Source organism: Streptomyces sp. NPDC055013 (assembly GCF_053608645.1).
In genome coordinates this window covers 70,464-82,905 of the sequence record NZ_JBSGVW010000019.1, presented here as the reverse complement: position 1 = coordinate 82,905, position 12,442 = coordinate 70,464, and the positions used below count along the sequence as shown (strand labels likewise).

The window sequence follows — 12,442 nt, the reverse complement described above, 5'->3', positions numbered from 1 at the left end:
CTGACATGCGGATCTCCGTCTCCTCCGACATGGACGAACCCGTGGCCCGCGGTCTCGTCGCCGAGCTGCGTGCCCGTGGCCACGCGGTGGTCACGCACGGGGCCCTGCGTCCCGGGTCCGACCCCCAGTGGGCCGCGTGCTCGGAAGCGGCCGCCCGCGAGGTCGCCGACGGGACGGCGGACCAGGCGGTCGTCTGCTGCTGGACCGGCACGGGCGCGTCGATCGCCGCGAACAAGGTGCCGGGCGTACGAGCCGCCCTGTGCACGGACGGCTACACGGCGGACGGCGCCCGCCGCTGGAACGACGCCAACGTCCTCGCGCTCAGCCTGCGACTGACGTCCGAGCCGCTGCTCAAGGAGATCCTCGACGCCTGGTTCGCCGGCGAGGCGAGCGAGGACGCCGAGGACCGCGAGAACGTGGCCCGCATCGGCCGCCTGGACCTCAGGGAGCCGTGATGCTCTTCGAGGCGGGGGAGTCGACGGGGGCGGGGGCATCGGCGTACTGCGCGACTCCCTCGCCGAACGACCAGTTGATGGGCTCGTTCTCGATGAGGTTGACGAACACATTGCGCGGCTCGGTCCCCGCGTAGGCATGGGCGAGTTCGGCGATCCGCCGGTACAGCGCCTGCTTCTGCGCGGGAGTCCGCCCTGAGCGCAGGGTGATCGTCACGTACACGATGCCGTCGTCCCGGCGGATGCCGAGATAGCCGGCGTCGTAGCGCAGGGTGCTGCGCGTGCCGTCGTGCCCGACCAGCACCTGGAACCGGTCGTCGGGCGGAATCCCGATGGCCTCCACCAGGGCGTCGTGCACGGCACGACCGAGCGCGTCGAGCCGCTCGGGGTCGGCTCCCAGGGCGTCGATGCGAACGAAGGGCATGGGTCGGTTCTCCTTGTCAGCGGCTTCAGGAACGTGCGGTGAGCGGCCCCGGCACGGACATGTGCAGCACCTCGTACACCTCGCCGTCGGCCTTGGGCGTGTCGTTCTCCCAGAGCGAGAAACGGATCAGCTCCCAACGGCTCGTGTCCACGGCCGCCGCCGCGAGCACCGCACCGTCCTCGCCGGCCGACCTCTCGGTCTCCCGTGTCACGTCCGCCGCCAGGTCCTTCAACCGCACGCCGTCCGGCACCTGTTGACGCCGCAGCACCGCCACCCGCACACGCGGATCGGCGGCGCCCTCCCGTGCCAGCACGGTCCACTGCCGCACCGGCGGCCGTCCGAAGTCGTCGGCGATGCCTTGGAACGGGCCGCCCCAGAGGAAGGCGTTCATGCCCGCGACGGTGTTCCACAGATAGAACGGCGCGTACTCGTTGACCGGTGACCCGTGCACGCCGCGCTCGCGAATCAGGTACGCCTTGAGGCCCAGCCCTTGCCAGTCGTCGAGCAGGTGCCCCTTGCTCGCCACACGACGCCGGATGATCTCCATGTCGTAGTCGGCGGGCAGGGTGATCCGGTACTGCATCGCGTGCATCGTGCCGCCTTCCTGGCGCGTCCGGTGTGGTTCCTGGTGCGGTGCGGTGCGGTTCCTAGTGCGGTGCGAGAAGGGACAGCAGGCCCCGGACGCCCACGTCGAACGCGGCGGGCGAGCCGGACGCGCGGGCGAGGACATAGCCGCCCTGGACGGTCGCGACGATCGTCGCCGCGATCGCCTCGCCGTCGAGTGCGGCCGCGAACTGGCCCTGTTCCTGGCCCTCCTCGACGATCGCGGCGAGCCGTTCGCGCAGCCAGTCGAGCGTTTCGTCGACGGGCGCCCGCAGTTCGTCGCTGGCGACCACGTCCGGGTCCATCGTCAGCCGCCCGATCGGACAGCCGCGCAGCACCTCGCGCTCGCGCCGCAGATACGCCTCGATGCGCTCGTACGGCGTGCCCGGACAGTCGAGTACTCCCGCGGCGGTAGCCCGCATCTCCTCGGCGGTCCGCCGGATCGCGGCCAGCGCGAGATCGGGCTTCCCCTTGAAGTGGTGGTACATGCTGCCCTGCCCGGCCCCCGCACGCTCCAGGATCGCCTTGGGGCTGGTGGCCACGTAGCCGCGCTCCCACAGCAGTTCGCGGGTGGACTCGATCAGTCGGTCCGAGGTGCTCATGCCGTCACTGTACATACTAGTAGTTACAGAAGTCGAGCCCATCGGAGCAGCGGAACCGGCCCCGCCTACTCCCCGCGAGGTACGCACACTGCCGCTGGCCGTACGACGACCCGGACCCCCTCGCGGCGCGAGTCTCGAGACATCACCGAAAGACCCGACCGAACCGACCCGGGAGATGACTCGAGATGCAGACGCTGGCACACTTCGCCGACGGCGGCCCCGGCCCGTGGATCCTCCTCTTCCCGCTGATCTGGGCGGCCGTCGTGATCGGTGGCATCACGCTGCTGCGCCGGACGGTGTGGCGCGGACGCCGCGGCCCCGGGCGGCCCACCCCCGACGACAACTCGCCCATCACCGTGCTCGGCCACCGCTTCGCCTCCGGCGAGATCGACGAGGACGAGTACTGGCGCCGGCTGTCCGTCCTGGACGAGCAGTTCGGCCGCACGGGCAAGGGCGGTGCGGCATGACCGTCACGACCACCACGACAGGCACGCCGACGGCCGCCCGCGTCGTGGACGCCGTGAAGGTGTACGGCACCGGCGACACCGCCGTGAGGGCCCTGGACGGGGTGAGCGTCGACTTCCCGGCCGGCCGCTTCACCGCGATCATGGGGCCCTCGGGCTCCGGCAAGTCCACCCTGATGCACTGTGCGGCCGGCCTCGACACGCTCACCTCGGGCACCGCCCACATCGGCGACACCGACCTGAGCAGTCTCGACGACCGCCGCCTCACCCTCCTGCGCCGCGACCGCGTCGGCTTCGTCTTCCAGGCCTACAACCTGGTCCCGACCCTGACCGTCGCGGAGAACATCACGCTGCCGCTGGACCTCGCGGGCGGCAAGGGCGACCCGGAGTGGATCGACGCGCTGATCGACGTCGTCGGCCTGCGCGGCCGGCTCCACCACCGGCCCGCCGAGCTCTCCGGCGGCCAGCAGCAACGCGTCGCGGTGGCCCGGGCGTTCGCCGGCCGGCCCGACGTCGTCTTCGCCGACGAGCCGACCGGCAACCTCGACTCCCGCTCCGGCGAAGAGGTCCTCGGACTGCTCGGCCGCGCGGCGCGCCAGACGGCCCGCACGGTCGTCATGGTCACCCACGACCCCGTGGCCGCCGCCCACGCCGACGCGGTCGTCTTCCTCGCGGACGGCCACCTGGTCGACCGCATCGAATCCCCGACCGCCGACAAGGTCCTGGACCGCATGAAAGCCTTCGAGGTGCCGTCATGAACGCCTCCGTCCGCCTCAGCGTGTCCTCCCTGCGCGCCCACAAGCGCCGCTTCGCCGGCACGTTCCTCGCGGTGTTCCTCGGCGTCGCGTTCCTCGCCGGCACCCTCGTCATGGGCGACACCCTGCGGGCCGGCTTCGACACGATGTTCGGCAACGCGACCGGCGGCACGGACGCCGTCGTCCGCAGCGCCGACGCCATCACCACGCCCGGTGAGAGCGAGGGCGTGCGCGAACCGGTCGACACGGACCTGGTGCGCAGGATCGAGCAGGCCCCCGGCGTCGAGGCCGTCGCGCCCAGCATCCAGGGCGCCGGTCAGCTCATCGGCAGGAACGGCGACCCCATCGGCGGCCAGGGCCCGCCCACCCTCGCCGGGAACTGGATCGACGACCCCGAGCTCAACCCGTACCGCCTGGCCGAAGGCCGTGCCCCGCAGAAGTCCGGCGAGGTCGTCGTCAACCGCGGTGCCGCCGACCGCGGCGACCTGAAGGTCGGCGACACCACGACCCTGCGCACGCCCGACCCCGTCGAGGTGACCATCGTCGGCCTCGCGACCTTCGGTGGCGAGGACGGCATGGCCCAGGTGACCTTCACCGGCATGACCCAGGCCGACGCCGAGAAGTACCTCACCGCCCGTCCCGGCGAGGCGGCGACCATCCAGGTGCGGGCCGGACCGGACGTCAGCCCGCAGCAGTTGGTCGACGAACTGGCATCCGTGCTGCCCAGCGGCGTCGAGGCCATCACCGGTCAGGAATCGGCCGAGGAGAACACGGACATGATCTCCAGCCAGTTCCTGACCATCTTCACCACCTTCCTGCTGGTCTTCTCCGGAGTGGCCCTCCTCGTCGCGACCTTCTCCATCCACAACACCTTCGCCATCGTCGTGGCCCAACGCACCCGCGAGAACGCCCTGTTGCGCGCCCTCGGTGCCTCCCGTCGCCAGGTCACCGCGTCGACCCTCGTCGAGGCGACCGCCGTGGCCGTCACCGCGTCGGTGGCCGGCCTCGCGGGCGGCATCGGCATCGCGGCAGGCCTCCAGGCGCTGTTCCCGGCGATCGGATTCCCGTTCCCCGAGGGCGACTTGGTGATCAGCGCGATCTCCATGGCGCTGCCCCTCGCGGTCGGCATCGTGGTCTGCCTCGGCTCCGCGCTGCTGCCCGCCGCACGAGCCGGCCGCACCGCACCGCTGGCCGCCCTGCGCGAAACGGCCGTCGACACCTCCGGCGCCTCCCGCGCCCGCGCCGTCACCGGCCTGGGTCTCCTCGCCCTCGCGCTCGGCGTGACGCTCACCGGCGTCCTGGTGTCCCCGTCCCTGTGGCCGGCCGCAGCCGGCGCCGTCCTCGCCCTGGCCGCCTTCGTGGTCCTCGGCCCGGTCGCCTCCTCGACGGCCGTACGGATCCTCGGCGGCCCCCTCGGCCGGCTGCGCGGCGTCACCGGCGGGCTCGCTCGGCGCAACGCCCTGCGCAGCCCGAAGCGCACGGCCGCCACCGCGAGCGCCCTGATGATAGGCGTGGCCGTCGTGTCGCTGTTCACCGTGTTCGGGGCCTCGCTGAAGGCGACCATGGACCAGACCGTGTCCCGGTCCTTCGCGGGTGACGTGGCCGTCAGCACCCCGTCGTTCGGCGCGGGCGGCAGCGGGCTGAGCCCCCGCCTCGCCGACGCCGTCCAGCGGCTGCCCGAGGTGGACACGGCCGTCGGACTCGGACGGGGTGTCGCGGAAGTCGACGGCAAGGGAAGGGCGTTGACGGTCACCGACCCCGTCGCCCTGGAGCGCACCTTCGACCTCGGCACCGTCAACGGCTCCCTGCGCGACCTCGGCACCGACGGCATCGCCATCACCGGGCAGGAGGCCGACAAGCGGAACCTGACGACCGGCGACAAGACCCGCCTCACCTTCACCGACGGCCGCCAGGAGACCTTCACGGTCCGAGCGGTCTACGGCCGGTCCGAACTCGCCGGCGACTACGTCGTCACCCGCGACGCCTGGGCCCCGCACCGCACCCAGGACGCCGACACCCTGATCGCCGTCTCGTTCAAGGACGGCGTGAGCACGGACGAGGGCAAGGCGGCAGTCGAGAGGGTTGCGGACCGGTACGGCAACCCCGACGTGCAGACCCGCGACGAGTACGCGCAGTCCTCGGCCGGCGGCATCGACATGATGCTCACCCTGGTCTACGCCCTGCTCGCCCTCGCCGTGCTCATCGCACTCCTCGGCATCGCCAACACCCTCACCCTGGCGATCCACGAGCGCACCCGTGAACTGGGCCTGCTGCGGGCCGTGGGCCAGACCCGCTCCCAACTGCGCGCCATGGTCCGATGGGAGTCGGTCCTGGTGGCCGCCTTCGGCACGGTCGGCGGCCTCGCCCTCGGCGCCTTCCTGGGCTGGGTCCTGGTCAAGGCCTCCGACGGGGCGAGCGACAGCGCCTTCGCCTTCGCGATGGCGCCGCTCCAACTCGCCCTGGTGGCCCTGGTCGGCATCACAGCCGGAGCCCTGGCAGGCCTGCGCCCGGCACGCCGTGCGGCCCGCCTGGACGTACTACGGGCGATCGCCACCGAATGACACAGGTGACGGCACCTTAAAAGGTCCCCTCACCGCCCGGTCAGCCGACAACGGCGGACCGGGCGGGAGCATGCTCGGGCCGACGCAGGTCGACCGGCGCCCCGACCTCCGCGAACTGACGCACAGGCTTGTCCACCGCCGTGCGCTGCGGCGGGCGAGCGGCCGTGGCCCGCGGCGTCACGGCCGTCGGGAGCGTGAACCACACGACCTTCCCGGCCTCGCCGTCCGGCCGCACACCCCAGCTCTCACTGACGGCGGCCACCATCGCGAGCCCGCGACCGCACGTGGCGAGCATGTCGGCGGTCCTGACGTCCGCAACGACCGGCAGCCGTGGGTCGTGGTCGCGCACCGAGACCATCAGCCGGTCGAGCAGCACCTCGATCTCCACGGTGCACATCTTGTCCGGCCGGGCGTGCTGGTGGACGTTGGTCAACAGCTCGGTCACACCGAGCGCGGCGCGGTCTATCAACGCGTCCAGATGCCAGTAGCGCAACTGCGCCGATACGATTCTGCGGACCTGTCCGATCCGCGACGGCAGGGCTTGGAGCTCCACCGTGCAGTGCCTGCTTGGGTAACTGATCACGGCTGCGACTCCCCGACTGAAGAGGTCCGGAAGAACACGGAGTACGGATCCAGCAGGGGCGTGAAGGAAAACGGCCGCCTGCTGTCGTGGCCGGCGGGCTGGTTCGCAGCGTTATCGCCGGTAAACCCAGAGTGACGTGAGACAAGCGTGACGCAGGGGATGCGGTACCGCAACTCGCAGTGACTCAGCCCTTACGTCCAGCAGCCTTCCGCACGGCCTCTATGAACCGGCGCGCCGCAGGAGGACCCGCCTCCCCGGGGGCGGGGTCGTGATCGCCCAGGGTCAGCGAGTAGCGCTTGCCGTTGATGTCGGCCAGCGCCTTGTCGTCCGGCGAGAACCAGGGCTTGGACGCCCGTACGGCCTGCACCGGCGCGCTGTCGATCTCGCTGCCGTAGCTGGTGAGCAACTGCACCCTGCCGTCGCTGATCCGCACCTGCCCGGCCCGGGTCAGCGAGCGCAGCCGCTTCCCGATCCGCACGCCCGTGGCCCTGAACTCAGGCTCCGCCATGCCCCGCCCCCTTGCGCCTCGGTGTGCCGGCTGGTCCTGCGCGGGTGCCGGCCCTGGTCTTGATCCAGTGTGCACCCCGTTCGGGACCGTCGTCCCGTCCGGAGCAGTGTGCCCGCGTCCCGCGCCGAGCACCAGTACGCATGTCACCCCTGTTCGCAGTGCTCGGAGCACTCGCGCGAATGCGCCCCCGCAGCCTTGGTGAAGGCACGGCCCAGGGGTGCCTTTGAGGCTCTCAAAGGTGTGTTTATGCAGGTGAGAAGCGTGCGGAAGGTGTCTATGCTCGAAGTGACGGCCGCGCGAGTCGCCGTTGTGGCCGAGCATGAGGAGCACCGCCGTGAGCACCGTTCAGCAGACCCCGTCCGGCGTGACCCTCGACGTCGACCGGAGCGACGCCGGCTATCGCGTCTGGCTGAAAGAAGCCGTGCGCAAGGTCCAGGCCGACGCCAACCGTTCGGCCGACACCCACTTGCTGCGCTTTCCGTTGCCGGAGCACTGGGGCATCGACCTGTACCTCAAGGACGAGTCGACCCACCCGACCGGGAGCCTCAAGCACCGGCTCGCCCGCTCGCTGTTCCTGTATGGCCTGTGCAATGGCTGGATCCGGCCGGGTCGCCCGGTGATCGAGGCGTCCAGCGGCTCGACGGCCGTCTCCGAGGCGTACTTCGCGAAGCTGATCGGGGTGCCCTTCATCGCGGTCATGCCGCGCACGACGAGCGCCGAGAAGTGCCGTCTGATCGAGTTCCACGGCGGGCAGTGCCACTTCGTGGACGACTCGCGGAAGATGTACGAGGAGTCAGCCCGCCTCGCGGTGGACACCGGCGGCCACTACATGGACCAGTTCACCTACGCCGAACGGGCCACGGACTGGCGCGGCAACAACAACATCGCCGAATCCATCTTCCGCCAGCTGGAGTTGGAGCGGTTCCCCGAGCCCGCCTGGATCGTCGCCACGGCCGGCACCGGCGGCACGTCGGCGACCATCGCCCGGTACGTCCACTACATGCAGCACGACACCCGCATCTGTGTGGCCGACCCGGAGAACTCGTGTTTCTTCGAGGGCTGGACCACCGGCGATCCGGACGTCACCTACGACTGCGGCTCCCGCATCGAGGGCATCGGCCGGCCACGCATGGAGCCGAGCTTCGTGCCCGGTGCGATCGACCGGATGATGAAGGTGCCGGACGCCGCGAGCGTGGCCGCCGTACGCGCCCTGGAGCAGGGCATCGGCCGCAAGGCGGGCGGCTCCACCGGCACCGGGCTGTGGAGCGCGCTGAAGATCGTCGCCGAGATGGTCGCCGAGGGCCGGCAGGGGAGCGTGGTGACGCTGCTGTGCGACCCGGGGGACCGGTACCTCGACAAGTACTACTCGGACACCTGGCTCGCCGAGCAGGGCCTGGACATCGCGCCGTACTCCGCGGTCATCGGGCAACTGCTGGAGACGGGCGTCTGGCCGGAGTGACGGGCGAGGCACGGGATGCTGCACGATCCCCGCGGCGCTGAGAAACCGCCTAGTGCGTCAGCCGTCGGTCCAGCGCGGTCACCGCGCCCCGGAACGCCCGTGCGAGCCCTGGCCGCGCGAGGCCGAAGGTGAAGCGGAACGGCGCCGTGCCGTCCACCGCGAACGTCCACTGCACCCGCGTGCCCGTCCCCGCCGGGGCGAGCCGCCACTCCTCGACCATGGCACGGGCCCCCGGCGCGTTGGTGATGTCGACGCGGTAGGCGTACAGCTCGGGGCTCTTCGCGGCGAGGATCGTCTCCTCGAAGCGTGTCCCGCCCTTGAGCCTGATCTCGCGCCGGGCACCGTCGTCGAGCGGGCGGGCCAGCGTCACCGCCGAGAACCACTCCGTCCAGCCGGACACGTCCTCGGCCAGCGCGCGGTGGACCGTCTCCGGGGGAGCGGTGATCTCCCGCGCGAAGACGTGCCGTACGGGCGCGGTCCCGACGAAGTCGAGACCCACCTCACGCAGCAGATGAGCCATGGACGAAACCCCCTGTGCCGACGCTGGACCGGGCACGCCACCCTAGCTGGCGCTCCGTCAGCTGTCTGCACCGCGAGACGTCACCGGTCTCAGAGGTCCGCATCCATGTCGGGCTCGCCCGCCACCACCAGCCGCAGATGCTCCGCGATCTCCGAGCGCGCCTCGCTCTCCAGACCGGAGTCCGTCACCAGCGTGTCGATCTGCTCCAACGCCGCGAACGAACTCAGCCCCACCACACCCCACTTGGTGTGGTCGGCGACCACCACGACCCGGCGCGCCGACTGCACCAGACGCCGGTTGGTCTCGGCCTCCGCGAGATTCGGCGTGGACAGACCGGCCTCGACCGATATGCCGTGCACTCCGAGGAACAGCATGTCGAAGTGGAGCGCCGCGATCGCCTGGTCGGCCACCGGGCCCACCAGCGAATCGGAGGGAGTGCGAACCCCGCCGGTCAGCACGACCGTGGCCGCGCCCTGCCGGGGGCCTGACGTGCGCTGCGCGGCGTGGAAGACGTCGGCCACCCGCACCGAGTTCGTGACCACCGTCAGGTCGGGCACGTCCACCAGCTGGTGCGCCAGCGCGTACGTGGTCGTACCGCCCGACAGCGCGATCGCCGTGCCCGGCGCGACCAGCTCGGCCGCCGAGCGGGCGATGTCCTCCTTGGCCGTCAGCTCCAGACCCGACTTGGCCTCGAAGCCCGGCTCATGGGTGCTGGCCTCGACCACCGGGACCGCGCCGCCGTGCACCTTCTCCAGCACGCCCTGTCGGGCGAGCGCGTCGAGATCGCGGCGCACCGTCATGTCCGACACGCCGAGCTTGCGGGTCAGCTCGTTGACACGCACCCCGCCTCGGCGCCGTACCTCGTCCAGGATCAGGGCGCGCCGCTGCTCCGCGAGGAGGTTCTGATTCTCACTCACGTACGCTCCGGTCCTTTCGCCTCAAGCCGTCCGACACGCCCTGCGCACCTGCTCTGATAAGGACATTCTCGCCCCTCCCGGTGCGCGGGACGTCCCATCCTCGCACGGGTCGGTACCGGTCGCGCCACTGACCGTACCGACGCGCGCATGTCACTTCCGCATCTGCCGTTCCCCTGTTCTTCACACGGATCGGGGAGATTCCGTGACGAGAGGTGTACGGGACCTCCCACGGGGAGATCCTTGTGCCCGCACGGACAGAAGCCGAAGGCTCGTCACGGGGGAAGTGCGAAAAGTGAATCGTGCGCAGGAGCGCGCCGCAGCCCTGGAACTCCTGGTCCATGGGGTCGGCGGCACCACACCGCAGGAGATGCTCGACGATCCGCGCACGGTGCGGATCACCGGCGACGACACGGCCGCCGTGTTCCGCCGCGCCGACGACGTCGATGCCGAGGACCGGCCGGACGACCACCGGGACGGCCCGGTGCCCGAGGCCTACGTCTGGTGCAACCTCACCTCGGGAAACAGCGCACGCGCCCTGTGGCTGCTGTTACTGCCGTTCATGGTGGTCAACCTCGCCCACTGGATGCGCCCCACCGCACAGGACCGCACGCGGACGGTGCGGCTGTACGGCCTGCTCGTACGGCTCGCCGGGCTGACGCTGACGGTGCTGCTCGTCGCGGCCGCGTGCGAGGTCGCCCTCGACCTCACGGCCTGGCAGTGCGCGGGCACACGCGCGTGCGCCGACCGGCACAGCTGGCTGGGCTTCCTGTCGCCGCTCGCCTCGGACGGCGGCTGGTGGAGCCGGCCCGGCCGCAGGCTCGCCCTCGCGGCCCTGGTGCCCGCCGCGCTGACCGGCCTGCTCTGGTACCTCTCCCGCCGCACCTGGAGCGCGTACGAGTCCCAGCAGCCGATGTCCCGCGATCCCGAGCCCGACGAGGAGTCCGGCGGCACCTCCCTGGGCCGCCCCGGCTTCTGGTACGGCCGTCGCCTGGTCGCACGGCTGCGCGCCGCGCACACCGCCGCCGGCCTGCTGACCGTCGCCGCGGCGGTGGGCGCGGCAGCTGCCCGCTTCGACCGCAGGGCCGGTGGACCCGCGCTCCTGGACGCCCTGGGATGGCTCCTGGAAGCGGCGATCCTCACCGGCGCGGCCGTCGTGGTGTGGGTGGTCTGCCGCCGGGGCCGCAGCGAGAACCGTCTCGACCGGGAACTCGACGAGCATCTCGTACGGCGCCTGCCGCTCGCCGCCCTCGTCCTGCTGCTGCTCGCCCTGGTGTACGCCGGGTGGGAACGCCCGGGCTGGCAGTCGGCGGGCCGCCTCCCGGGCGACCCCACCTTCGGCGCGATCGCCTTCCTCCAGGGCCTGCTCGTGATCGTGCTCGCCGTGGTCGCCCACGTCCTTCACCGCACCCGGCCCGACCCGCGCGCCGCGATGCGTGGCCTCGGCGGGCCGGCCGTGGTCATGCTGGCCTGCGCCCTCGGCGGCGTGATGTCGGGCGGCGTCGCCCAGCGGGTCGCCGACTGGCTGGACGGCACGCACGCGTCCATCGCAGGCCCGCCGGTCCTGCTGACCTGGCAGGCGTCCGTGATCCCGCCGCTGCTGGTCCTCCTGCTGCTGCTCTGCGGCGGGCTGGCATGGCGCGCCTGGCTGCTGCGCCGCACCGAGCTGGGCACGGTGGAGCTCGACTACGCCGGGGAGCCCCGTGACACCGCACGCACCCGCCGGATCGCGAGCACGCGCGCGATGGCCACGCTCACCGACCGCGCCCCGCTCCTCGTCGCCGTCACCTCCACCGCGACCCTGCTCCTGGGCGCCGGAGCCCTGGTCGGCGCGCTGACGACCGACGAGACACCCAGCGAGGCCGCCGACGGGACGTACGCCTTCGTGCACGGCGCCGCCGAGACCGCGCAGGCGCTGGGCTCCTGGCTGATCGGCCTCGGCTTCATACTCTTCGTCACCTGGGGTCGGCGCGCCTACAAGGACGCCTCCGCACGGCGCACCATCGGCATTTTGTGGGACGTCGGCACCTTCTGGCCCCGTGCCGCCCACCCCTTCGCCCCGCCCTGCTACGCCGAGCGCGCGGTGCCCGACCTGACCTGGCGGATGGCGACCTGGACGCGCGCCGAGGACGGCCGCCGCCTCGTGATCTCCGGGCACTCCCAGGGCAGTGTGCTCGCGGCCGCGGCGGTCTGGCAGCTGACGCCGGCCGACCGCAAGCGGGTCGCGCTGCTGACCTACGGCTCCCCGCTGGAACGCCTCTACGGCCGATGGTTCCCGGCCCACTTCGGCTCGGCCGCCCTCGCGTCCCTGCATGCCGAGCTGGACTGCTGGCGCAACCTGTACCGCGTCACCGACCCCATCGGCGGCCCGGTCCGGCTGCCCGGCAGCTGCACCCCCGAAGTGGACCGCGCGGCTCTCAGGGACCCCTTGGCGTACGGCCGTACCCCCGAACACCCCCTGCCCGCCCCGATTCTGGGCCACGGCGACTACCAGGCGGACCCGGCGTTCGCCGAGGAGCGGGAGCGGCTGCTGGCGCGACTGAAACCGGAGGTGCCCGCACAGCGGCGGGAGGTCGGTGCCGAGGGCTGATCCGACC

The 12,442-nt window shown here is 71.8% G+C and carries 13 protein-coding genes; 6 read left to right on the top strand and 7 right to left on the bottom strand.

The window, feature by feature from the left end; genetic code table 11:
• The first annotated feature begins 5 nt into the window (after nt 1–5).
• Complete coding sequence (locus ACWGDB_RS23220; protein ID WP_453824142.1) at nt 6–455, top strand: RpiB/LacA/LacB family sugar-phosphate isomerase; 450 nt, start codon at nt 6–8, stop codon at nt 453–455.
• On the opposite strand, the gene ACWGDB_RS23215 is transcribed toward ACWGDB_RS23220, so the two are convergent.
• The 3 genes from ACWGDB_RS23215 to ACWGDB_RS23205 are packed head-to-tail and all read right to left on the bottom strand — an operon-like array spanning nt 442 to nt 2,081.
• Entirely contained in the window at nt 442–876 is a 435-nt protein-coding gene (locus tag ACWGDB_RS23215; protein ID WP_453824141.1) for a tautomerase family protein, read from the bottom strand. The two genes, ACWGDB_RS23220 and ACWGDB_RS23215, sit on opposite strands and share 14 nt — an antisense overlap.
• A gap of 25 nt (nt 877–901) precedes the next feature.
• Nucleotides 902–1,468: a DUF4865 family protein gene (locus ACWGDB_RS23210; RefSeq protein WP_453824140.1), complete on the bottom strand. Its 567-nt coding sequence runs from the start codon at nt 1,466–1,468 to the stop codon at nt 902–904.
• Between the two features lie 55 nt (nt 1,469–1,523).
• Nucleotides 1,524–2,081: a TetR/AcrR family transcriptional regulator gene (locus ACWGDB_RS23205; RefSeq protein WP_453824139.1), complete on the bottom strand. Its 558-nt coding sequence runs from the start codon at nt 2,079–2,081 to the stop codon at nt 1,524–1,526.
• A gap of 185 nt (nt 2,082–2,266) precedes the next feature.
• Between ACWGDB_RS23205 and ACWGDB_RS23200 the strand changes: the two genes are divergently transcribed.
• The 3 genes from ACWGDB_RS23200 to ACWGDB_RS23190 are packed head-to-tail and all read left to right on the top strand — an operon-like array spanning nt 2,267 to nt 5,861.
• Complete coding sequence (locus tag ACWGDB_RS23200) at nt 2,267–2,548, top strand: SHOCT domain-containing protein (RefSeq protein ID WP_328883496.1); 282 nt, start codon at nt 2,267–2,269, stop codon at nt 2,546–2,548.
• Nucleotides 2,545–3,303 carry an ABC transporter ATP-binding protein gene (locus ACWGDB_RS23195; RefSeq protein ID WP_453824138.1) on the top strand — a complete coding sequence of 253 codons (759 nt, stop codon included), beginning with the start codon at nt 2,545–2,547 and terminating at the stop codon, nt 3,301–3,303. Before ACWGDB_RS23200 ends, ACWGDB_RS23195 begins: the two co-directional genes overlap by 4 nt.
• Nucleotides 3,300–5,861 carry an ABC transporter permease gene (locus ACWGDB_RS23190; RefSeq protein ID WP_453824137.1) on the top strand — a complete coding sequence of 854 codons (2,562 nt, stop codon included), beginning with the start codon at nt 3,300–3,302 and terminating at the stop codon, nt 5,859–5,861. The genes ACWGDB_RS23195 and ACWGDB_RS23190 overlap by 4 nt, the downstream gene beginning before the upstream one ends.
• A 40-nt stretch (nt 5,862–5,901) precedes the next feature.
• Here ACWGDB_RS23190 and ACWGDB_RS23185 read toward each other — a convergent pair whose 3' ends face one another.
• Both ACWGDB_RS23185 and ACWGDB_RS23180 read right to left on the bottom strand, forming a co-directional pair.
• Complete coding sequence (locus ACWGDB_RS23185) at nt 5,902–6,444, bottom strand: ATP-binding protein (RefSeq protein ID WP_453824136.1); 543 nt, start codon at nt 6,442–6,444, stop codon at nt 5,902–5,904.
• A 184-nt stretch (nt 6,445–6,628) separates the two neighbouring features.
• Nucleotides 6,629–6,952: a hypothetical protein gene (locus tag ACWGDB_RS23180; RefSeq protein ID WP_328429540.1), complete on the bottom strand. Its 324-nt coding sequence runs from the start codon at nt 6,950–6,952 to the stop codon at nt 6,629–6,631.
• A 334-nt stretch (nt 6,953–7,286) separates the two neighbouring features.
• Between ACWGDB_RS23180 and ACWGDB_RS23175 the strand changes: the two genes are divergently transcribed.
• Nucleotides 7,287–8,411: a PLP-dependent cysteine synthase family protein gene (locus ACWGDB_RS23175; protein ID WP_453824135.1), complete on the top strand. Its 1,125-nt coding sequence runs from the start codon at nt 7,287–7,289 to the stop codon at nt 8,409–8,411.
• A gap of 49 nt (nt 8,412–8,460) precedes the next feature.
• Here ACWGDB_RS23175 and ACWGDB_RS23170 read toward each other — a convergent pair whose 3' ends face one another.
• Together ACWGDB_RS23170 and ACWGDB_RS23165 are read right to left on the bottom strand one after the other, a co-directional pair.
• Nucleotides 8,461–8,931: an SRPBCC family protein gene (locus ACWGDB_RS23170; RefSeq protein ID WP_453824134.1), complete on the bottom strand. Its 471-nt coding sequence runs from the start codon at nt 8,929–8,931 to the stop codon at nt 8,461–8,463.
• Nucleotides 8,932–9,020: 89 nt separating this feature from the next.
• Nucleotides 9,021–9,848 (bottom strand): DeoR/GlpR family DNA-binding transcription regulator, encoded by an 828-nt coding sequence (locus ACWGDB_RS23165; RefSeq protein WP_383629739.1) that lies wholly within the window; start codon nt 9,846–9,848, stop codon nt 9,021–9,023.
• 292 nt (nt 9,849–10,140) lie between these two features.
• Here ACWGDB_RS23165 and ACWGDB_RS23160 point away from each other — a divergent pair, with 292 nt between their 5' ends.
• Nucleotides 10,141–12,435 (top strand): hypothetical protein, encoded by a 2,295-nt coding sequence (locus tag ACWGDB_RS23160; RefSeq protein ID WP_453824133.1) that lies wholly within the window; start codon nt 10,141–10,143, stop codon nt 12,433–12,435.
• The last annotated feature ends 7 nt before the right edge of the window (nt 12,436–12,442 follow it).

Bases quoted from the DNA above. Each gene is read 5' to 3' on its own strand.
- ACWGDB_RS23210 (WP_453824140.1), bottom strand. From the start codon at position 1,468: ATGCACGCGATGCAGTACCGGATCACCCTGCCCGCCGACTACGACATG.
- ACWGDB_RS23215 (WP_453824141.1), bottom strand. From the start codon at position 876: ATGCCCTTCGTTCGCATCGACGCCCTGGGAGCCGACCCCGAGCGGCTC.
- ACWGDB_RS23195 (WP_453824138.1), top strand. From the start codon at position 2,545: ATGACCGTCACGACCACCACGACAGGCACGCCGACGGCCGCCCGCGTC.
- ACWGDB_RS23200 (WP_328883496.1), top strand. From the start codon at position 2,267: ATGCAGACGCTGGCACACTTCGCCGACGGCGGCCCCGGCCCGTGGATC.
- ACWGDB_RS23180 (WP_328429540.1), bottom strand. From the start codon at position 6,952: ATGGCGGAGCCTGAGTTCAGGGCCACGGGCGTGCGGATCGGGAAGCGG.
- ACWGDB_RS23170 (WP_453824134.1), bottom strand. From the start codon at position 8,931: ATGGCTCATCTGCTGCGTGAGGTGGGTCTCGACTTCGTCGGGACCGCG.
- ACWGDB_RS23190 (WP_453824137.1), top strand. From the start codon at position 3,300: ATGAACGCCTCCGTCCGCCTCAGCGTGTCCTCCCTGCGCGCCCACAAG.
- ACWGDB_RS23205 (WP_453824139.1), bottom strand. From the start codon at position 2,081: ATGAGCACCTCGGACCGACTGATCGAGTCCACCCGCGAACTGCTGTGG.
- ACWGDB_RS23220 (WP_453824142.1), top strand. From the start codon at position 6: ATGCGGATCTCCGTCTCCTCCGACATGGACGAACCCGTGGCCCGCGGT.